At 40.7% G+C, this 21,666-nt stretch carries 18 protein-coding genes; 7 read left to right on the forward strand and 11 right to left on the reverse strand.

Translation table 11 applies throughout. From position 1 onward, the window contains the following. Window positions 1-51: 51 nt before the first annotated feature. The 3 genes from E4635_RS06095 to E4635_RS06105 all read right to left on the reverse strand — a co-directional run bounded on the left by E4635_RS06095 (window position 52) and on the right by E4635_RS06105 (window position 5,978). Window positions 52-1,470 carry an OmpA family protein gene (locus E4635_RS06095; RefSeq protein WP_135525742.1) on the reverse strand — a complete coding sequence of 473 codons (1,419 nt, stop codon included), beginning with the start codon at window positions 1,468-1,470 and terminating at the stop codon, window positions 52-54. 105 nt (window positions 1,471-1,575) lie between these two features. After that, window positions 1,576-2,775 carry a glycine C-acetyltransferase gene (gene kbl / locus E4635_RS06100; protein WP_135525743.1) on the reverse strand — a complete coding sequence of 400 codons (1,200 nt, stop codon included), beginning with the start codon at window positions 2,773-2,775 and terminating at the stop codon, window positions 1,576-1,578. 32 nt (window positions 2,776-2,807) lie between these two features. Beyond that, entirely contained in the window at window positions 2,808-5,978 is a 3,171-nt protein-coding gene (locus E4635_RS06105) for a UvrD-helicase domain-containing protein (RefSeq protein ID WP_135525744.1), read from the reverse strand. Between the two features lie 116 nt (window positions 5,979-6,094). On the opposite strand from E4635_RS06105, the gene E4635_RS06110 reads away from it, so the two are divergent. After that, window positions 6,095-6,700: a superoxide dismutase gene (locus tag E4635_RS06110; RefSeq protein ID WP_135525745.1), complete on the forward strand. Its 606-nt coding sequence runs from the start codon at window positions 6,095-6,097 to the stop codon at window positions 6,698-6,700. Between the two features lie 506 nt (window positions 6,701-7,206). Here the strand turns inward: E4635_RS06110 and E4635_RS06115 are convergent. The 4 genes from E4635_RS06115 to purN form a co-directional block, all read right to left on the reverse strand. Continuing rightward, window positions 7,207-9,105 carry an amidophosphoribosyltransferase gene (locus E4635_RS06115; RefSeq protein WP_135525746.1) on the reverse strand — a complete coding sequence of 633 codons (1,899 nt, stop codon included), beginning with the start codon at window positions 9,103-9,105 and terminating at the stop codon, window positions 7,207-7,209. Window positions 9,106-9,164: 59 nt separating this feature from the next. Beyond that, the gene (locus E4635_RS06120; RefSeq protein WP_135525747.1) at window positions 9,165-10,091 is read right to left on the reverse strand and encodes a PfkB family carbohydrate kinase; all 927 of its coding nucleotides are present in this window, start codon (window positions 10,089-10,091) and stop codon (window positions 9,165-9,167) included. A 73-nt stretch (window positions 10,092-10,164) separates the two neighbouring features. Continuing rightward, window positions 10,165-10,647, reverse strand: coding sequence for a ribonuclease HI (gene rnhA, locus E4635_RS06125; protein WP_135525748.1), 483 nt, complete (start codon window positions 10,645-10,647; stop codon window positions 10,165-10,167). 7 nt (window positions 10,648-10,654) lie between these two features. Continuing rightward, the gene (purN, locus tag E4635_RS06130) at window positions 10,655-11,218 is read right to left on the reverse strand and encodes a phosphoribosylglycinamide formyltransferase (RefSeq protein WP_135525749.1); all 564 of its coding nucleotides are present in this window, start codon (window positions 11,216-11,218) and stop codon (window positions 10,655-10,657) included. A 174-nt stretch (window positions 11,219-11,392) separates the two neighbouring features. Here purN and E4635_RS06135 point away from each other — a divergent pair, with 174 nt between their 5' ends. The 5 genes from E4635_RS06135 (at window position 11,393) to pyk (ending at window position 15,858) form a co-directional block, all read left to right on the forward strand. After that, window positions 11,393-11,629: an acyl carrier protein gene (locus tag E4635_RS06135; RefSeq protein WP_007137004.1), complete on the forward strand. Its 237-nt coding sequence runs from the start codon at window positions 11,393-11,395 to the stop codon at window positions 11,627-11,629. Between the two features lie 196 nt (window positions 11,630-11,825). Then, complete coding sequence (gene fabF / locus E4635_RS06140) at window positions 11,826-13,076, forward strand: beta-ketoacyl-ACP synthase II (protein WP_135525750.1); 1,251 nt, start codon at window positions 11,826-11,828, stop codon at window positions 13,074-13,076. 12 nt (window positions 13,077-13,088) lie between these two features. Continuing rightward, entirely contained in the window at window positions 13,089-13,829 is a 741-nt protein-coding gene (rnc, locus tag E4635_RS06145) for a ribonuclease III (RefSeq protein WP_135525751.1), read from the forward strand. Between the two features lie 116 nt (window positions 13,830-13,945). Continuing rightward, window positions 13,946-14,425 (forward strand): IPExxxVDY family protein, encoded by a 480-nt coding sequence (locus E4635_RS06150; protein WP_135525752.1) that lies wholly within the window; start codon window positions 13,946-13,948, stop codon window positions 14,423-14,425. 2 nt (window positions 14,426-14,427) lie between these two features. Next, the gene (pyk, locus tag E4635_RS06155; protein ID WP_135525753.1) at window positions 14,428-15,858 is read left to right on the forward strand and encodes a pyruvate kinase; all 1,431 of its coding nucleotides are present in this window, start codon (window positions 14,428-14,430) and stop codon (window positions 15,856-15,858) included. Between the two features lie 86 nt (window positions 15,859-15,944). Here the strand turns inward: pyk and dinB are convergent, their stop codons facing one another. Beyond that, complete coding sequence (dinB, locus tag E4635_RS06160) at window positions 15,945-17,027, reverse strand: DNA polymerase IV (protein ID WP_135525754.1); 1,083 nt, start codon at window positions 17,025-17,027, stop codon at window positions 15,945-15,947. Between the two features lie 38 nt (window positions 17,028-17,065). On the opposite strand from dinB, the gene E4635_RS06165 reads away from it, so the two are divergent. Then, window positions 17,066-17,533, forward strand: coding sequence for a CYTH domain-containing protein (locus tag E4635_RS06165; protein ID WP_135525755.1), 468 nt, complete (start codon window positions 17,066-17,068; stop codon window positions 17,531-17,533). Here E4635_RS06165 and E4635_RS06170 read toward each other — a convergent pair. The 3 genes from E4635_RS06170 to E4635_RS06180 form a co-directional block, all read right to left on the reverse strand. Beyond that, entirely contained in the window at window positions 17,520-18,050 is a 531-nt protein-coding gene (locus E4635_RS06170) for a septal ring lytic transglycosylase RlpA family protein (RefSeq protein ID WP_135525756.1), read from the reverse strand. The genes E4635_RS06165 and E4635_RS06170 overlap by 14 nt on opposite strands. Window positions 18,051-18,138: 88 nt before the next feature. Next, on the reverse strand, window positions 18,139-18,561 hold the full coding sequence (locus tag E4635_RS06175) for a hypothetical protein (RefSeq protein ID WP_135525757.1): 423 nt from the start codon (window positions 18,559-18,561) through the stop codon (window positions 18,139-18,141). A gap of 89 nt (window positions 18,562-18,650) precedes the next feature. Beyond that, window positions 18,651-21,524, reverse strand: coding sequence for a TonB-dependent receptor (locus E4635_RS06180; RefSeq protein WP_169630210.1), 2,874 nt, complete (start codon window positions 21,522-21,524; stop codon window positions 18,651-18,653). Window positions 21,525-21,666: the final 142 nt, after the last annotated feature.

A 21,666-nucleotide genomic window follows, 5' to 3' on the forward strand; every position in this document is an offset into this window, starting at 1 on the left:
AAAAAAACGTCCCGAATCCGGGACGTTTTAGAAATATATTTTAGAAAGAAATTATTTAACTAATTTCACTTCTACTCTTCTGTTTTGAGCTTTACCAGCTTTAGTTTTGTTGGTAGCAATTGGTTTAGATTCTCCGAAACCAGCTGAAGATAATCTTGCAGAGTCAATACCATTTTCGATCAAATAGTTTTTAACAGCAGCAGCTCTGTCTTCAGATAATTTTTGGTTAGCAGCATCTTTACCGTCGCTATCTGTATGACCTTCAATTGAGAAGTTAGAAGTTGGGTACTCTTTTAAGATCGCAACAATTGATTGTAATACTGGGTAAGTTTGTTGTTGGAAAGTAGCTTTAGCAGAGTTGAACAAGATAGTTTTAGCGTAGTCATTTAATCTTTTGATTACATCTTCGCTTACTTCAGGACAACCATTGTTAGCAACAGTACCTTTTACATCTGGACATTTATCGTCTTTATCTAAAACGCTATCTCCGTCAGTATCTGGCCATGGGCAACCTCCGTTTTCTCTTGGACCAGCAACAGTAGGACATTTGTCTTTGTTATCAGCAAGACCGTCACCGTCAGCATCTGGACATCCGTTTAATGCAGGTAAACCAGCAACATCCGGACAAGCATCGTCTTTATCAGCGATTCCGTCACCGTCAGTATCAGGACAACCGTTCAATTCTTTTGTACCAGCAGCATCCGGACAAGCATCGTCTTTATCAGCGATTCCGTCACCGTCAGTATCAGGACAACCTTGGAATGCAGGTAAACCAGCTACATCTGGACAAGCATCGTCTTTGTCATAGATTCCGTCACCATCTGTATCTTTACCTCCGAATTGGAAAGTTAAACCAGCCATGTGTTGGAAAAGAGAAGGAACTTCGAACTCACCGAATCCGTTTCTGTCTGTAAATGCTTTTTTGTAAGTAGAGCTTAAAGATAAACCAACTTGCTCAGTAAACCAAAAAGTCAAACTACCACCAATGTTAGCTGTTCCGGCAGATTTATCCTCTAACCAAGTGTAACCTCCACCTACGTTAACAGCAGGGTCAAACCATTTAGAACCGATAAGGTTTTTTAAGCTATATCTGATGTTTCCATCTGCTGAGTAATACATTAAATCCCCAGGATTAGAAACTGTAGTAGTGTTAGCTGATTGTCCTGGAACCCAGTCAACCCATTTAGTGATTTTGTTAACAGATCCTGTAATTCCAACAGAGAAATTACCACCAACATTTCTTGAAACAGTTAAGTAAGAAACCGAAGGAAGGATGTTCCAATGATCTTTTACGTCAAAAAATTGTGAAAAGTGATCTTTTAAATTAAAATCTCTCGGACTAGCACTAGTTCTATTGTCTACTGCATTCGCTCCGAAAGATATTGCCCATGGGTTGTTGCTGTCTTGTGCAGTAGCACTTAACCCAGCAATCATCAACATGGAAACAAAAAGTTTGTTAAGATGTTTCATACTTAATTTTATTTGATTACAATACGTTATTGTGACAAAAGTAAGTCGTAAATAATTAATTACAAAATGAATTGTTAAAAAAAACCAATAAAAAACAAAAAAAAATTATTTTTTTATCACATTAAGTTCTATTCCAACTTCTGTAAAAGCCTGAATAGCTTTATCTAAATGTTCTTTTGTATGAGCCGCAGATAATTGCACCCTGATCCTTGCTTTGTCTTTTGGCACCACAGGATAGAAGAAGCCAATAACATAGATGCCTTTTTGCAGTAATTTATCGGCCATGACCTGAGATAATTTGGCATCGTACAGCATTACGGGAACAATTGCAGAATCACCATCTATAATGTCCAGCCCGGCCTTTTTCATGCCTTCCTTGAAGTAGTTGGTGTTCCATTCCAGCTTGTCTCTTAAAGTAGTATCTTTCTCGAGCAATTCGAAAACTTTAATTGAAGCACCCACGATAGATGGAGCCAATGAATTCGAGAACAAATACGGGCGGGAACGCTGGCGTAAAATCTCGATTACCTCTTTTTTGGCAGTGGTATAACCTCCCATAGCACCTCCTAGTGCTTTTCCTAATGTCCCGGTAATGATATCAACGCGCCCTAAAACTTTTTTGGCTTCCATTGTCCCTTTTCCGGTCGCTCCGATGAATCCGGCAGCATGGCATTCGTCCACCATAACCATAGCATCGTATTTATCTGCAAGGTCGCAGATTTTATCTAATGGCGCCACCAATCCGTCCATAGAGAAAACACCGTCAGTTACGATTAGCTTAAAACGTCTTCCTTCGGCATTGGCCTTGATTAATTGTTGTTCGAGGTCTTCCATGTTGGAATTCTCGTAACGGTAACGGGCTGCCTTGCACAAACGGACACCGTCAATAATGGACGCGTGGTTCAGGCTATCCGAAATAATACAATCTTCCTCTCCCAACAAAGGTTCAAAAACCCCTCCGTTAGCATCAAAAGCAGCAGCATATAAAATAGTATCTTCGGTTCCGTAAAAATCTGCAATTTTCCTTTCCAGGGTTTTGTGGATGTCTTGTGTCCCGCAGATGAAACGTACGGATGACATTCCGAAACCATGCGAATCCAAAGCATCTTTCGCCGCCTGGACCACTTCCGGATGGGAAGACAATCCCAGGTAATTGTTAGCGCAGAAATTTAAAACGGTTTCCCCGGTAGAAATAGTGATTTCCGCTCCCTGCGGCGAGGTAATGATTCTTTCTTTTTTGAAAATCCCGTTATCTTCAATTGCCTGCAGTTCGTTTTGTAAGTGTTGTTGAATCTTTCCGTACATTTTTATATGTATTTGATTTTTACTAATTAGGTTTACAAATGTACTATTTCTAAATTTTCCCCTATATATATTAATGTTTTTTTCAGGACACTGAAGCCCATTTCCTGTAAGGCAGCTTCATATTCATCGAGTTGTTTCGCGTATTTTGGCTGATGGGTTCCTGTTTTGTAATCCAGCAAGTACGCGTTGTTCCCCAAAACTGCCACCCTGTCCGGCTTGATGGTCCTGGTTCCTTTTTTGAGGATATTCTGCTCGTTGAAAATCGCTGCGTTTTCGTCAAAAAAATCTTTCAAATCCGGATGGGAAACAATTTCAGCAATCGTTTTTTCTACTTCTTGTTTTTGATTTTCGGTAATCAATCCGTTTTCCAATGCTTTTTTAACCGCCAGGGAAATATCATGTCGTGTATTGACATAAGAGAGCACTTCGTGCAGGACATTCCCGAATTCTATCGCGCTTAATTGATGGGTTCCCCACATAAGCGCCTCTCTTTGTGCAATCTTGATCGCCTCCGGACGAATCACCGAAGCAACCGATTTGATTTTGACCGGTTCCTGCTGTACGTTTTTCTTCTCGGATATTTTTTCCGGACGGCCAAAATCATACGAGAGGACCGCAGGATCAAAGCCAGCACGATCTTGCAGGAATTCGATAAAAAGCGAAGACAAATTATTAGGCAGGTCTCCTTTTTTTCCGATATTCATCCCTGAAATGATATACAATTGCTCCTCTGCCCGGGTAAGTGCAACATATAAGACATTACTATTATCCAGTAGGTCTTCCTGGGATTTCTGACTATAGACGGCAGCTGCATTTTCGCCAAAATCATTCACTTTGCTGGATTTGTCAATGAGGAATTTACTGAAATCCAAATCATCGGTTTCAGAATCCAGCCACATTTTCTCTCTTTTGTTGGCACTGTAATTTTCTTCCGCAAAGGAAAAAATCACCACCGGGAATTCCAGCCCTTTCGATTTATGGATCGTCATGATGCGGATCGAATCCGAATTTTCAGAAGAAGGTACACTCAGTTTGTAACCGCTTTTATCCCAATACTCCAGGAAATCAGGGATACTCAACTGGTATTTGACATCCCGTTCCAGGACAATATCCAAGAAATACTGGACATAAGCGGTATTGTTTTTAGGCAGGATGCATTTTGAGACCAGGAATTCCACGATTTCATACAATGATTTTTTGCGGATGTTTTGAAACGGAAGGTCCAACCCGAAATGAAGCAGCCATTGTGCCAGCTCCTCTTCTTTTTTGAATTGGATCCCGGTAAAGATGAAATCATGGACCACCACTTCGTTTGCCATGTTCCTGGCCAAATAATACAAGGCATTTGCCAGGGATTCTATATCTTTTTTGTCATTGAGGTAAGCCAGCAGGTTCAGGATGAATTTTACTTCCGACGAAGCATTGATGAGCAAGCTTTCAGAAGAAATAACCGGTATTTCATTTTCTGTCAAATAATTAGCCAGCAAAATGCCGTATTTATTGTTTCGGGTCAAGAGTACTATTTCGCCGTATGAAAACCCTTCTTTCCTCACTTTTTCAATCGTTCTCAAAGTAGCTTTAAGGTACATGTCTTCCTGGGAAGTGTTCTCTTCCTCATCTTCATATGCCGCATCGTTTTCCGGTTTTGGAACAAAGGAAATATTCACATAGCCTCCTTTTTTTTCATTTGAATGCTGGAAACTCTGGTTTTCGTACAAATCCTTGTAATCTTCATTTGAAAATTTTTGTGCCACAAACGCAAAAAAATCATTGTTGAAATCAATGATCTGATCATAGCTCCGGTAATTGGAGCCCAGGTCAAAAACTTCCTTGTCCTTATTGCTGAAAGGGTTGCCGGTTTTGGCCAAATGGATGAACTGCTCCGCTTTCCCGCCGCGCCATCTGTAAATGGACTGTTTGGGATCGCCAACAATCATCAGCGAGCCCTGTATTCCCTGTAAATCTTCACTGGACAAGGCATTGTCAATTAACGGAATCAGGTTTTGCCATTGCATTTCGGAAGTATCCTGGAACTCATCGATAAAAAAATGCTTGTATTTTTCGCCCAGGCGTTCATAAATGAAAGGCGCCGGCTGGTTTTGAATCTGTTCGTTGATTAGCCGGTTGAATTCGGAAATAGACAATATATTCTGTTCTTCCTGGATTTTAGCCAATTGGTTGCTGACGGTATTGAGCAGCGAAAGAGGCGTGATATTTTTCAGGAAAGCTTTGTAAAAAAGGTATTTTTCGGCAATGGCGTTTATTTGCCTGAGGTTTTCAAGCAATGCTTCTGCAATAGTATCGACTGCATTTTTCTGATCCTGCGGTGTTTTGGCCGCATAGCGTTTGCCTTCCGATGCTTCAAGGTATTTATAATGCCCGGTGTGCTTGGTCATTTCGCCTGAAACCAGTTTTAAAAAATGCTTCGGCACATAACTGGAATAAAAGGAATTGTGCTCAATCCCGTTTTGCTCCATCATTGAAAGCGATCTTTTGGCCAGGTCAATGCTCTGCTCTTGCAACTGATCGCATAAGGCATCCAGTTTCTTCTTTAGGTGAATAAACTCTGGAATGGTTTTGTTTTGCAGCAGCCGGACTTCTTCCCTGTAATTTTCATTGAGGATCAGCCGGCCGGTATTCATGATTTCATTGGAAACATCCCATGATTTGTCATCATCGGTTTTCTCCATGGCAAAATCAATCAGCAGTTTGGTCAGGACCGGATCTTCACCAGCCTGGGCGACAATCGCATCAACCGCTTCCTGCAACAGGTTTTCAGTATCGAGCGAAACATCGAAAGTAACCGGCAAATTCAGGTCAAAAGCAAAAGAGCGGATTACTTTGTGCGTGAATTTGTCTATGGTCGAAATATCAAAAGCCGCATAATTATGGATGATGTTTTTGATAATCGCTTTGGCTTTGGCAGTAATCTGAATGAGGTCCAGGTCGGTTTCACGGCTAATGTCCTGCATCAGGCCGACGGACTTCCCGGAAGGGTTTTCTTTGGTAAAATCAAACAGGCTGCCTATAATCCTGCTTTTCATTTCATGCACAGCCTTATTGGTAAAGGTAATGGCCAGGATATTCCGGTAAGCGTCATCTTTCCTGGAGGTTAAGATGATTTTAAGGTATTCCTTGACCAAGGTATACGTTTTCCCTGAGCCGGCTGAAGCATTGTATATGGAGAAAGCAGGAGTTTTCAAATAAAAGCGATTAGAGTTTTACTTTATAGTGAAATAAAAAAATACTATTTCCTTTTCCAAAGTTAAATGTTTAATTTTGATTTGAATTAAATACTAATCATTTAAAATTTTATATCATGGCATTCGAACTACCGAAATTACCCTATGCATACGATGCATTAGAACCACATATTGATGCAAGGACAATGGAAATCCACCATTCCAAACATCATAATGCTTATACCACAAACCTAAACGCAGCCATTGCCGGAACAGATTTGGAAGGGAAAAGCATTGAAGAAATCCTAAAGAACCTCGATTTGACAAAAGGCGCAGTCCGTAACAATGGCGGCGGTTTTTTCAACCATAATCTTTTCTGGACCGTAATGTCTCCAAACGGAGGCGGTTTGCCAACTGGCGAATTGGCTTCTGCTATTGACGCAGCTTTTGGGAATTTTGAAGAATTCAAAGCGCAATTCTCTAAGGCTGGAGCAACACAATTCGGATCCGGTTGGGCATGGCTTTGCGTAAAAGACGGGAAACTGGAAGTTTGCGGAACTCCTAACCAGGACAACACATTGATGCCTGGAGTAGGCTGCGGCGGGACACCAATCCTGGGAATGGACGTGTGGGAACACGCTTATTACCTAAACTACCAAAACCGCAGACCGGATTATATTGAAGCATTCTTCAATGTAATTAACTGGGATGAAGTAGCCAGACGTTACGCAGCAGCGAAATAAACGCCCTTCAGTATATTGAAAAAGCCGGAAAGATATCTTTCCGGCTTTTTCGTATTATTTAATTTAATTTCAATAAAAAAGGTGAAATTGCTTTCACCTTTTTTGCCCCAAATCTACCATAAACTTAACCTACTTATGTAATGGTGAGTCAAAGATATACGGTGGTTGTTTTGTTGCCAAATAAAATCGGTGAAAAACCAATAAAGTCGATATGTGGCATATTATTTTGAGCGTCTCACTAAATTTAGTTAGAAGGGCATTTAACTGAATTTAGTTAAAAAAAGCCGTAGAAATTTTTTTTTGTAAGAGTACTCTTTATTTGGGTTTTCAGGAAGTGGTATAAAATAAAAAAGGTAGAAGTTTAGTTCTACCTTTTTTGCCCCAAATCTACCATAAACTTAACCTACTTATGTAATGGTGAAGCAAATGTATATTGCGGTTAAGCTGTTGCCAAATAAAATCGGTGAATTGTACAAATAATCGTTGAAAAGCATAATTACCGAAATTTAATAGGCGCGGGCATCTTTTCCTTCGTAAAAATTCATGAAAGCCCTGTTCACTACACGGTTTCCGCCGTCTGTAGGATAATTCCCCGTAAAGTACCAATCGCCTAAATTTTTAGGACAGGCCTTGTGCAAATTTTCAACGGTTTGGAAAATAATCTTCACTTCCGCTTTTACCGATGAAGACGTTAGCATTTCTGCAATTTTATCTGAAATTTCCTGATCGGTAAACGGCGCATAGATTTCGTTGACATAATTGACCACTTCGCTGTCGCTTAGGTTTTCCTGTGCTTTGCATTTTACGTAAACTTCGTCAACAATGTGGTACAGGTTTCTTTCTTTAAGAAGTGCCAATGCAGCCCTGAAGGCAACCAAACCTTCCAGTTTGGCCATATCGATTCCGTAACAGTCCGGATAACGTATTTGCGGTGCTGATGAAACAATAACGATTTTTTTAGGATGAAGCCTGTCCATCATCTTGATAATGCTTTTCTTCAATGTCGTTCCACGGACAATACTATCATCAATAATGACTAAATTATCGGTAGGCTTTATCACACCATAGGTTACATCGTATACATGCGCGACCAAATCGTCACGGCTACTGTCTTCGGTAATGAAAGTCCTTAATTTTACGTCTTTTATGGCCACTTTTTCCGTACGAAGCTTCACTGAAAGTATCTCTTGAAGTTTTTCCGTACTTAAGGCTTCCTTATTGGCTAAAATGTCGGCGATTTTCCTTTGGTTGAGAAAATCCTGGGCTGCTTCGACCATTCCGTAAAACGAAGTTTCGGCCGTATTCGGGATATACGAAAAAACCGTATTGTCCGTATCGTTATTGATGGTTTCCAGAACCGCCGGAAGGATTAATTTTCCAAGGTCTTTACGCTCTTGGTAAATTTCCGCATCGCTTCCTCTTGAAAAATAAATCCTTTCAAAAGAACATGCCTTAAGTGGCAGCGCTTCTCTTATTTTTTCGTCCAAAACCCTTCCGTCTTTCTTAATGACAAGCGCATGGCCTGGTGTAATTTCCTGGATACTTTCAAAAGGAACATTGAAAACCGTTTGTATTACCGGTCTTTCCGAAGCTACTACTACGATTTCATCATCCTGGTAATAATATGCCGGACGGATTCCTGCCGGATCACGGGTTACAAAAGCATCTCCATGCCCTAAAAGCCCTGCCATGGCATAACCACCATCCCAGTTTTTGGAAGCTCGTTTTAAAATACGGGCTACATCCAGCTTTTCGGCAATGACCGGAGAAGCTTCACGCTTGGACAATCCTTCATTCTTACACTCCTGGTACAAATCAGTTACTTCATCATCCAGGAAATGGCCTATTTTTTCCATTACGGTAACTGTATCCGCCATTTGTTTCGGGTGTTGCCCCAATCGGACCAAATCTTCAAAAAGCTCTTTGACATTGGTCATATTGAAGTTACCAGCCACAATCAGGTTGCGGTGCATCCAGTTGTTCTGGCGCAAGAAAGGATGGACGTTCTCAATGCTGTTTTTCCCAAAAGTCCCATAACGGACATGGCCCAGGAACAATTCCCCAACATACGGGATATTGGCTTTTTGAAGGGCCACATTATTGCGGTATTCTTCGTGTGCTTCGAGTTCATCAGCAATGCGCTGGTTAATCTGCCCGAAAATATCCTGGATCGGCTGTGCCTGATTGGAACGGATACGGCTGATATACCTTTGGCCTGCTTCTACATCAAGTTTTATGCTGGCCAATCCTGCTCCATCCTGGCCTCTGTTGTGTTGTTTTTCCAAAAGGAGGTACATTTTTTCAACTCCGTAAAAAGCTGTTCCGTACTTTTCCTTGTAAAACTCCAATGGTTTTTTCAATCTTAAAAGGGCAATGCCACATTCGTGTTTTAATGCGTCACTCATGTTGTTGTGTTGTAGTTAAGTAAATAAAAAAAGCCCCAAACATTGTCCAGGGCTTCGTATTATGATAATGCTATGTCGAATTGTGTTAGCGATTTGAATTGTTTCAATCTCGCATGCACTTCTTCTTTTGTAAGGGCAATCATTCTTTCTGTCCCGAACTTTTCCACACAGAAAGAAGCCAGGTTCGAACCGTGGATAATCGCGCTCTTCATGTTTTCAAATGAAATGTTTTCGCTCTGCGTGATAAATCCTGCAAAACCTCCCGCGAAGGTATCTCCTGCTCCGGTCGGATCGAAAACCTCCTCCAACGGCAATGCCGGTGCGAAGAAAACCTGTTTGTCATGGAACAATAATGCGCCGTGCTCTCCTTTTTTGATCACTACGTATTTTGGCCCCATTTCCTGGATTTTTGCTGCTGCTTTCACTAAAGAGTATTCTCCCGAAAGCTGGCGCGCCTCCTCATCATTGATTGTAATGACATCCACACGTTTGATAACGTTCAGAAGATCTTCCAAAGCACAGTCCATCCAGAAATTCATAGTATCCAACACCACTAATTTCGGTGTGGTTTCCATTTGGTCCAGGACACTGCTCTGCACGATAGGGTGCAAATTCCCAAGCATGACAACATCGGCATTTTTGAAATCCTGAGGTACTTTCGGCTGGAAATCGGCCAGTACATTCAGTTCTGTTGCCAATGTATCCCTCGAATTTAAATCATTATGGTATTTTCCGCTCCAAAAGAACGTTTTTCCTCCTTTTACCACTTCAAGACCTGAAATATCTATGTTTCTGTCTTTTAGCAGATTGATGTATTCCTGCGGGAAATCTTCCCCAACAACGGAAACAATGGCGGACTGCAAATTAAAATTTGAAGCTGAAAGACCAATATACGTTCCTGCGCCTCCTAATATTTTATCGGTTTTTCCAAAAGGTGTCTCGATTGCATCAAAAGCAACCGTTCCAACAATTAATAATTTGTTCATAAAATGAATTGAAAATTAAAGGTGCAAATGTACGATTTAGTTTTCGGAATTACTAACCGATTTTTATGGGAATTTAATCGTCCTGGTTATTTTCGTAAAAAGCATCTACGGACAGCTTTTCCTGGGCGGAAGCCATGACCGCCAAAGCATCGCAACGTTCATTCTGAGGATGGTTGTTATGGCCTTTTATCCATTTGAAATCTACCTGGTGCCTGCGGTATATCTTTAAGAAACGCGCCCAGAGGTCCGGGTTTTTCTTTCCGGCAAAGCCTTTCTTTTCCCATCCGAAAACCCATTTCTTTTCTACCGAATCCACTACATATTTCGAATCGGAAACTACTAAAACCTTCGTATTGGGGTTTTTCAGCTTCTCCAGACCGACAATTACGGCCAGCAATTCCATCCTATTATTAGTAGTATGGCGGAATCCTTCGTAAAATTCTTTTTTATAAGGCGACCCGACAAGCTCCATGACAACCCCGTAACCTCCAGGGCCGGGATTCCCTTTAGCAGCTCCATCAGTATAGATATGTACTTCGTGGTTTGAATTCAGCATCCGGGAATTATTTGGTGATGAGTTTTTCAATAACGGAAGGATAATGCAAGTGCTCGAGCTGGTGAACTATTTCAGCTATTTCTTCGGGTGTTTGGCATTTTTCGATATTGGCTGTGGCCTGGAAAACGATCCCTCCTTCGTCATAATGTTCATTTACATAATGAATGGAGATTCCGGTTTCTGTTTCTTTATTCTCCAAAACAGCCTTGTGGACATGCATCCCATACATTCCTTTGCCACCGTATTTTGGCAACAGTGCCGGATGGATGTTTACAATTTTATTGGGATAGGCCGCAATAATCGATTCGGGGAATTTCAAAAGGAAACCGGCCAGGACAATCAAATCAGGCTGGATTTCGTTGATTTTACTTAAAACCGTTCCGTCTGAAAGGGCAGTTTTATCAAAAATTACCGTAGGTACGTCATTATTTTCCGCCTTTTCCAAAACTTTGGCATGCAGATTGTTAGACAACACTGCGACCACGTTTCCTTGACTGTTGTTTTTAAAATGTAATATGATTTTTTCGGCATTGGATCCCGAACCGGAAGCAAATATTACAATCTTTTTCATTTATCCTTTGATTTTATTATGCAAAAAAAAGGATAATAAATGATAAATAATTAAAATTGACCGTCTTTGTGAAATTAATTTTTTAAATTCGTGGTAAGATTTATTAACTAAAAAAGTTGTATTAAAATAAAGTTTTTTATTTTTGCCAACTAATAAAAATTAAAATTAAAGATTATGTCAGACATTGCATCAAGAGTAAAAGCGATTATCGTAGACAAATTAGGTGTTGACGAAAACGAAGTTGTAACAGAAGCAAGCTTCACTAACGATTTAGGAGCTGATTCATTAGACACTGTTGAGCTAATTATGGAGTTCGAAAAAGAATTTGACATCCAAATTCCAGACGACCAGGCTGAAAACATTGCTACTGTAGGTCAAGCTATTTCTTACATCGAAGAAGCTAAAAAATAATATTACTGAACATCTGTAAGTGAAACACCTTACAGATGTTATTATTTTTTAATGTCTTTTTCAAAATCTTTTGTAGATTTGTACAAACATTGATTGTATTACAATCATAAAAAATTTATGTAATACCCCATTGTTTCTTTTAGTAATTATTAAAAGTGCTGTGGGTTTTTTTATATTAAACAAAACCAACTAAACTATGCAACTAAAGCGAGTAGTAGTAACAGGATTAGGCGCCTTAACACCTATCGGGAACAATATTCAGGAATATTGGAACGCATTAATAAGCGGAAAAAGCGGTGCTGCTCCAATTACGTATTATGATACCGAAAAACACAAGACTAAATTTGCCTGCGAAGTAAAAAACTTCAATGTAGAGGACTATATAGACAAAAAAGAGGCCCGACGCATGGATAAATTCGCACAGTACGCCGTTGCTGCAAGTGAAGAAGCCATAAAGGACGCAGGAATTACCAACGACAACGTTAACAAACAGAGAGTCGGTGTTATCTGGGGTGCCGGAATTGGCGGTTTGGAAACTTTCCAGGAAGAAGTCTTAAGTTATGCAAAAGGAGATGGGACACCTCGTTTCAACCCTTTTTTCATCCCAAAAATGATTGCTGATATTGCACCTGCCCATATTTCGATGAGAAATGGTTTTATGGGTCCAAATTATACTACGGTATCTGCCTGTGCTTCTTCTGCGAATGCTTTGATCGATGCTTTCAACTATATCCGTTTGGGAATGTGCGATGTTATCATCTCTGGTGGTTCCGAAGCAGCTGTAACCATTGCCGGTATGGGCGGTTTTAACTCCATGCAGGCTTTGTCAACCAGAAACGAAAGCCCGGAAACAGCTTCAAGGCCTTTTGACGCTACACGCGACGGATTTGTTTTGGGCGAAGGAGCCGGAGCTTTGGTATTGGAAGAATACGAGCATGCCAAAGCACGTGGGGCAAATATCTATTGCGAATTGGGCGGAGGCGGAATGTCTTCCGATGCGTACCACCTGACTGCACCTCATCCGGAAGGAATCGGTGTGATTGCAGTAATGGAAAACACGCTAAGAGACGCAGGAATGAGACCTGAAGAGGTTGACCACATCAATACGCACGGAACTTCAACGCCGCTTGGGGATGTTGCCGAATTGAAAGCCATCAGCCATGTTTTTGGGGAGCATGCCAAAAATATCAATATCAATTCCACAAAATCGATGACCGGACACCTTTTGGGAGCTGCCGGTGCCATTGAAGCCATTGCTTCGGTACTGTCAATCAAACACGGAATCGTTCCTCCTACTATCAATCATACGGTTGTAGATGAAAATATCAATCCTGAATTGAACTTAACGCTTAACGTAGCTCAAAAAAGAGATGTAAAAGTAGCGATGAGCAACACTTTCGGGTTTGGCGGGCACAACGCTTGTGTATTATTCAAAAAAATAGATTAATAAGCTCTGTTTATGAGTATTATTAGAAAAATATTTTCAAATTCCCGTTCTCCAGAAGACGGGATTTTTTTTGCAAAAATTGAGCAAATCCTGGGATTCAAGCCTATGAATCTTTTTCATTACCGCAGGGCTTTTACCCACAGGTCCATGAATACCATCGACGAACATGGCAACCCTTTAAATTATGAAAGGCTGGAATTTCTGGGTGATGCCATGTTGGGGTCGGTAATTGCGGCGCACCTGTTCAACAAAGTGCCTACCGGGGACGAAGGATACCTGACCAAAATGCGGTCCAAGATCGTGAGCCGGGAACACCTGAACGAATTAGGGAAAGACCTCAACCTGATCCAGTTCCTGGAGAGCAAGGTCTCGCTGCATAATTTCGGGGAAAATATCCATGGAAATTTATTTGAGGCTTTTGTCGGTGCCATTTACCTGGATCGCGGATTTACTTTCTGCGAGAAATTCATCCACAAAAAAGTAATCAAGCCGTATGTAGACATAGACAAACTGGAAGGCAAAGTCATCAGCTACAAAAGCTTGCTCATAGAATGGTGCCAAAAAGAGAAAAAAACATTCCATTATGATATTTACGATGATGAAGATGCGGGGAACCTGAAATATTTTGGCGTTAAATTAAGTATTGACGGCAAAATCGTAGCCAAAGCCAGGGCCACTTCCAAAAAGAAAGCCGAAGAAATCGCCTCCAAAAGAGCCTATTTTGTTTTTCAGGCGGAAATTGACAGCAAATAATGTCCAAAAGGCAAAATCGAATAAAAATTCCGGCAATTATTTAGCATAAACCTAACTTCCTAAAGTAGTTAATAAACAATAGAAAATAGTATATTTACATTTATTTTGAATATACTATGGCGATTCATAAAATACAACTTGAGGATTTTGACCAGGTAGATTACAATTTGGTTGCAATCCATACCACTCTCGAAGATTACCGCCTGGCGTTCAAGATAAACCAGAATTTAACCATTTCGCTCAGTAAGAACCAATGCGAGATCCCTATCGAAATCAACAAAAAAAAAGCTTCCTTTTCAAGATTTACGTTTGATGACGAAGAAAAAATGATGCTTTGGAATTTGATCCAGAACAAGCAGGAAATCGAATTGCCCGTACAGACAAACGCTGCAAACCTGTTCGACAGCAGCCCGCTCATGACGCAGATTGCCTTGGTTTCCGAATTAAAAAAAGTGGATTATTTCCTAAAGATAGAACACGACAAACAGATTAAAATAAAAGATATTATCAGTAAACTCAACAAGATTGATTCCATCAGCACAGTATATGAAGTGGATGCCAATGAAATCAAATCAAAAAACAATTTAATTTTTTAAAAATGCCTACAAGAAAAAAGACCAAAATTGTCGCTACGCTAGGCCCGGCCTGCAGCACAAAAGAAGTTATCAAAGATATGATTGAAGCCGGGGTGAATGTCTTCCGGATCAATTTCTCCCACGCTGATTACACCGATGTTTCGGAAAGAATCAAGATCATCCGCGAACTAAACGACGAAAACGGTTACACTACAGCAATCCTTGCTGATTTGCAAGGCCCTAAACTGCGTGTAGGCGTAATGAAAGAAGATGTAGTCGTACACGACGGGGACCTGATCACTTTCCAGACCGCCGAAGATGTACCGGGAACTTCACAAAGGGTCTATATGAATTACAAAGCGTTCCCAAAAGACGTCAATCCTGGTGAAAGAATCCTTCTCGATGATGGGAAACTGATTTTTGAAGCCGTAGAAACCAATAAAGAAACAGAAGTCGTTTGCCGTGTAATACAGGGTGGGCCGCTGAAATCAAAAAAAGGAGTCAACCTGCCGAATACCAAAGTATCTTTGCCGGCACTAACCCAAAAAGACATCAAGGATGCCTTGTTCGCTATTGAAAACAATGTGGACTGGATTGCCCTTTCTTTTGTAAGGACTCCTAAAGATCTTGAAGAGTTAAGGGATTTGATCAATACCAATTCCGACCATAAAATCCCTATTGTAGCCAAGATAGAAAAACCCGAAGCTGTAGCCAATATTGACAAGATCGTCGCTTTTTGTGATGGTTTGATGGTGGCCCGCGGCGATTTGGGTGTTGAAATCCCGGCGCATGAAGTACCGCTTATCCAGAAGAAATTAATCCACCGTGCCAAAACCGCCCGTATCCCTGTTATTGTGGCTACCCAAATGATGGAAACCATGATTACCAGCTTGACACCAACCAGGGCCGAAGTAAACGATGTGGCGAACTCTGTAATGGATGGTGCCGATGCGGTTATGCTTTCCGGGGAAACTTCGGTGGGTAATTATCCGGTCCAGGTAATTGAAAAAATGACCCAGATTATCGAAGCTGTTGAAGATTCGCCATTAATCCAGGTCCCTCAGAACCAGCCACAAATCAAAACCAACCGTTACATCACCAAGAACATCTGTTACCATGGTGCGGTCATGGCCAATGACATCCAGGCGAAAGCCATCACTACACTAACCAACAGCGGCTATACCGCTTTTCAGGTTTCGGCTTGGCGGCCACATGCGCATATCCTGGTTTTCACCTCAAATAAGCGCATTTTAACGCAATTAAACCTGCTGTGGGGTGTCAATGCCTTTCTATATGATAAATTCGTCAGTACAGACGATACAATTGATGACATCAACCTGATTGCCCAAAACAAGGGCTTTGTCCAAAAAGGCGATATGCTGGTAAACCTGGCTGCGATGCCGGTGGCCAATAAAGGAATGGTCAATACGCTGCGTATCTCGGAAATCGAATAAGTAGCTTTTCATAAAAAAATAAAGCCCGGCCTAAAATGCCGGGTTTTTTATTGAAGTGGCAATCCGAAAATCCCAGTACAGGCATACTAAAACTCAAAACGCAGCTGGACCACTACCGATTTTTTGATTTCCGTATTGAGGTTGTTGAGCGAAATCCCCAACAACCGCACGGAATCTTTCATCCGCTCCTGATAAAGCAATTCTTTGGCCGTTTCAAAAAGGAGTCCTTTGTCCGATATGAAATAGGGCAATGTCTTGCTCCTTGTTTGCTGTGTAAAATCGGAATACTTGATTTTTAAGGTTATCGTTTTGCCCGAAATCTTGTGTTTCTGCAGCCTTCGGGACAATTCACCGGCAATGCGCTCGAGTTTTTCCTCCATGAAAATTTCCGAAGTCAGGTTGGTATAAAAAGTATGTTCTGCCGCAACGGATTTAGTGGTTCGGTTGGGTTTAACGGCGCTGTTTGAAATGCCGCGGACCAAATAATAATAATGCCTTCCGCTTTTCCCGAAATGCTCGTCCAGGAATTCGATTGATTTTGATTTCAGGTCGGCTCCGGTGTAAATCCCCAAATAATACATCCTTTCGGTGGTTACTTTGCCGATCCCGTAAAATTTCTTGACATCCAGGCCTTCCAGAAAAGCCTCGACTTCTTCCGGATTGATGGTCTTCTGCCCGTTGGGCTTATTGTAATCCGATGCTATCTTGGCCACAAATTTGTTAACCGAAATCCCTGCGGAAGCCGTAAGGCCTACTTCATCAAAAATGCGTTTACGGATTTCCTGTGCGATCAGCGTGGCACTGGGATTCCCTTTCTTGTTTTGGGTAACATCCAAATAGGCCTCATCGAGCGACAAAGGCTCAACCAGATCTGTATAGTCACGGAAGATTTTGCGTATTTTTTTGGAAATTTCGGTATAACGCTCAAACCGTGGCCTGACAAAAATAAGTTCCGGGCACAACCGTTTCGCCTGCAAGCCACTCATGGCACTGCGTACCCCAAATTTCCGGGCTTCGTAGCTTGCTGCCGAAACCACACCACGTGATTCACTTCCGCCGACAGCCAATGGTTTTCCCTTCAATTCAGGGTTGTCCATCTGCTCGACCGAAGCGTAAAAAGCATCCATATCAACATGGATAATTTTTCTCTGTGGCGTTAGATCACTCATCACACAAATTTATATATCTTTAGCCTAACTTTTATTTTATGATTGAAATTGAACGCAAATTTTTAGTATCCAGTGATGCTTTTATCACTTTGGCTGCAGCCAAAAACAGGATTGTGCAAGGGTACCTCAATTCGGACCCGGAACGTACCGTGCGCATCAGGATCAAGGGGGAAAAGGGTTTCCTGACCATCAAAGGGAAAGGGAACGCATCCGGTACTACCCGATTGGAATGGGAAACCGAAATTGCTTTGGCGGAAGCCGAAAAATTACTGGCACTATGCGAAAAAGGTGTAATCGACAAAACGAGATACGAAATCCCTTTTGGCCTTCACACCTATGAAGTTGATGTTTTCTTTGGCGACAACCAAGGGCTTGTCATGGCTGAAATCGAATTGCATTCAGAAACCGAAACCTTTGAAAAACCAAATTGGCTGGGGCAGGAAGTCACCGGCGATAACCGGTATTACAATGCCTACTTAAGCAACCATCCTTTTAAGGACTGGTAAGAGGCGAAGGCAAAGGCGGTTCGGGTTTTAACTGGGCCACTTCGATTTTAACCCTCATTTCCCCTCCACCTTTATTGACGGCCAGGTACATATAGGCTTTTCGGGACAAATCAATTTCCCGTCCCCGTACATACGGCCCTCTGTCATTTACTGTCACAATAGCAGACTTCCCGTTACGCAGGTTCGTCACGCGGAGTTTTGTACCGAAAGCAAATTTCCGGTGTGCTGCCGTAAACTTGTTATTGTCAAACCGCTCCCCGCTTGCTGTTCTTTTGCCATGGAATTTTTTGGCGTAATACGAAGCATGTGCATTTGACTTGAACAGTTTATAATTGTAAAGGCCCTCGCTTTCAATAATCAGGCTGTCCAGTATGGCGGTTGAGTCTACCTTGACCGTATCCTGAAGTGCATAGTTATGAAGCGCGAAAGAGGTCCTGCTGAATTTCTTAAATGAAAAAGTAGAAATTAAGACAATGGCTATAGTGGTGGTAACTACCAATAGAAATCTATCTCTCATGATTGCTTTATTTAACATTACTCACTTATTTACAAATACCATACCCAAAACAAAAAAGCCCTATAATTTTAGGACTTTTTAACTTACTTTAAAACCATAGTGCCCATGGGATTCTGCTTAAAATCAGCAGCAGGCCCAATCCGTAAAATACAGCTATAGACCTGAATTTTGCGGTGCTTTCCTGTGTCCTTTTATGTTTTGACCAACCGATGGTGATCAATACGATTGCAATAATATTGATCAGCGGATGCTCCAGTGATGTTAAACGCAAAGCCGCGTTTTTCATTTCCCCAAAAGCGGAAGAACCAAGCGGTGATACAAAATATACCAGCAAACCAATCACGAGCTGCAAATGTGTGGCAATCAATCCAAGCAGGGCCATTGTCCTGTCTTTAGCGGTAAATTCTTTTTTGGAAGTGAAGCCTATCGCGCTGTTGGCTACAGCAATAACCAGGAACAACAACACCAGGTATGCCCAACCGGAGTGGAATTTTTGAATAAAATCGTACATTTTTGTTTGTTTTAGTTTAAACAAATATAAGTAAAAAAACAAAACCACACTTAGTAAGTGTGGCTTTGAATTGTATCAAAATCGTATGATTAGAAATTGTATGAGAATGTGAAATTCCATGTTCTTCCAAATCCGAAGAATACCTGGTTTCTTACATCAATACCATCATAAGTACCTCTGTTTAAATAATCCTGATAGGTAGGATATTGGCCATTACCAGTACCTTTTAAGTTGGTGTTTGCAACAATTGCACCGTTAATCAATACACCTTTTCCATCACCTGTTCCTGTATTGAATTCATTTTCAGTAGCAATAAACTGATTGGTTCTGGATTCAGACATATAAACTTCGTTCAAAACGTTGTTAACATTGAATCTCATAGTGAAATAATCCTTGCTGTCTTTGGTTGTGTTGATTTTGAATGAAATTCCAGCATCCATTAAACCATAACTTGGCAATTCTAATGTTCCTTTATTCACTTCTGTACCAAATTTATCTGGAGAAATAGAAGCGTACAATTTATCAGAATATCTGTAATTAGCATCTACTTTTAGATTTCTAACCACTTCATAGTTCGCACCGATAGAAGCTGTAGTTTGCGCAACATCACCTACTTTTATGTTATTCAAATATAATGTTGGAGATGTCCCACCGTCTAAAGACTGGTTATTGATATCGTATCTGTTACTTTTACTGTTTCCGCTGTATTTCCAATCACCTACAGAAACCATCGCGTTCAATCCTAATTTGGGTAATGGTTTCGCATTTAATTCTACCTCTACACCTGAATGGATTTCAGTAATTCCTGTAAAATCATAATATCCACCAACATTATCAGCTGCAGCATCATTGGCACGTTGGTACCTGTCCTTCCAGTTCGTATAGTATCCATTAACCGAAGCATTGAATTTAGCAGAACGGAAACCATAACCGGCTTCGAAGCCTAAAATCTTTTCATTAACTAGATTTCCGTTAACAATGGATCTTCTGTTTGGATAAACTGCATTAAAGAAAGGTTGTTTTGAATAATATCCTGCATTAGCAAAAACATTGTGCTGTTCGTTGATGTTATAATTTGCGCCTCCTTTGACATTTCCTCCTAAGATATTCTCATAACCTGTTTCATGTAAAGGATCGCTTAACAAATAAGTATAAGCATCTTCTTTTTTGAATCCTTGTTGGGAAATTGCGCCCTGAATGAATGCGGATAATTTTTCTGTCGAATATTCCAACTGAGAGAAAGCACCGTACCATCTTACCAAACCGTTATTATTGAACTCTATTTTTTCAAGGTCTTTTACATTTGAGAAAGGGTTGAAGCTTGGAGTAGCATCGTACGACTGATAAAATGTCTGTACCGGATTGTTAATGTCATTTGCCACATAAGAGCCTCCTGTTCCTGTTGCTAAATTCGCATTGTATGCATCAGCACCCAATCTGTCACTTACCACTCTAAAATGGTATCCAGTATATGTTCTGGCATCAATACCGAAATCAAGTGTTAATTTGTCTGTCAATTTAGTATTCAAATTGATTACCGCTCCATACCAATCATGTGAGTTCACATTGGCAACTCTTGTAAAACCAACTGATCTGCTCGTAACATATTCTCCGTTTGCATTAGGCGCCACTTGAGGACCCGTAATAAAAGGGGCAACTGTCTGACCTGTCGCCGAATTATAAGTACCGCTGTTAAAATCAACAAAATCATTAAACGGAACAGTTCCGCTTGCAGTTTTATATGAAAAAGGGCTTTTACCTCCACTGGCAGTTCCTCCTCCACGGCCCCATGAACCGTAAACTACAGAAGACAATTTCATTCTATCGTTAATTTTAAAATCATAGTTTAACGAAGCTACCGGTTTGTGGTAGTAGTTTCTTGCCCATGAAAATTCTTCCCCATTTAAATAACCCCAATCAGAGTTATATTTTATATTTGGTTCACCACCTTGACCGAACTTAAGATAAGTACCTAAGTGATTTGCAAAAGATCTCTGATTATGCCATTGAGGCGCTCCTGTAAAAGTAAATTGCAAATCATGTTTTTCATTGAATTGGTATCCTAACCCAATGAAATAATTTTGTCCTTGGAATTTCGTTCCGTTAACATAACCATCTCCAGCTGTGTTACTCAATAAAACAGAAGCAGAGAATCCGTTTTTCATTTTACCGGTAGAATAAGAAGCAACTGTTTTGATAAAATCGTCATTACCCATAGTTGCTGAAATAGAACCACCTTGCTTGATATCTGATGTTCTTGTAATCACATTGATTGTTCCTCCCACAGATGAAATAGCCAATTTGGAAGAACCCAAACCTCTTTGTACCTGCATGGCAGAAGTCACATCTGACAAACCGGCCCAGTTACTCCAGAAAACTGCTCCGTTTTCCATATCGTTTACCGGAACCCCGTTAATCATAACTGCAACGTTAGCCTGTGAAAAACCACGGATATTGATTCTTGAATCTCCAAAACCTCCTCCTTGCTTGGTTACATATACCGAAGGTGTATTCGCTAAGATTTCAGGAAACTCCTGAGATCCTAATTTTTCTCTGATTTCTGTAGCTTTGATAGTTGAAGAAGCTACCGGAGTTTTTCTGTCTTTGGCAATGTCGATAACGGTAGAAGTTACTACAACTTCGCCCAATACATTATCATCGCTTTTCAAAACGATTGTACCTAAATCAACTGTTTTGCCGCTGGCTACTGAAAATTCAACTTTAGCCGTTTTAAAACCTAAAAATGAAATAACAACTTTACCATTGGCAGCTGTTGTGTTTAATGTAAAACTTCCATCAAAATCTGATGTTGTCCCTACAGATGTCCCTTCAATAACTACATTGGCGCCAGGTAAGGCTCCTTTGTCGTCGAAAATCATACCTGTAATTTTCCCTTGAGCGAATCCTGAGGAAAGGGCAAGGAAAAAGAAAGTCACTAAAAACCAATTTTTCATGTTTCTCATTGTGTGATGTTTAATTTTTTGTTTGTGCAAAATTGACACAAATAATTATCACTAATGTTAACTTAATGTTAATAATATGCTTGCATAATATCAACCAAAAACTCTAAAAAATTGAATATTCTTAATAAATGTTGATTTTTTA

Source organism: Flavobacterium humi, assembly GCF_004745595.1.
Lineage (GTDB): Bacteria > Bacteroidota > Bacteroidia > Flavobacteriales > Flavobacteriaceae > Flavobacterium > Flavobacterium humi.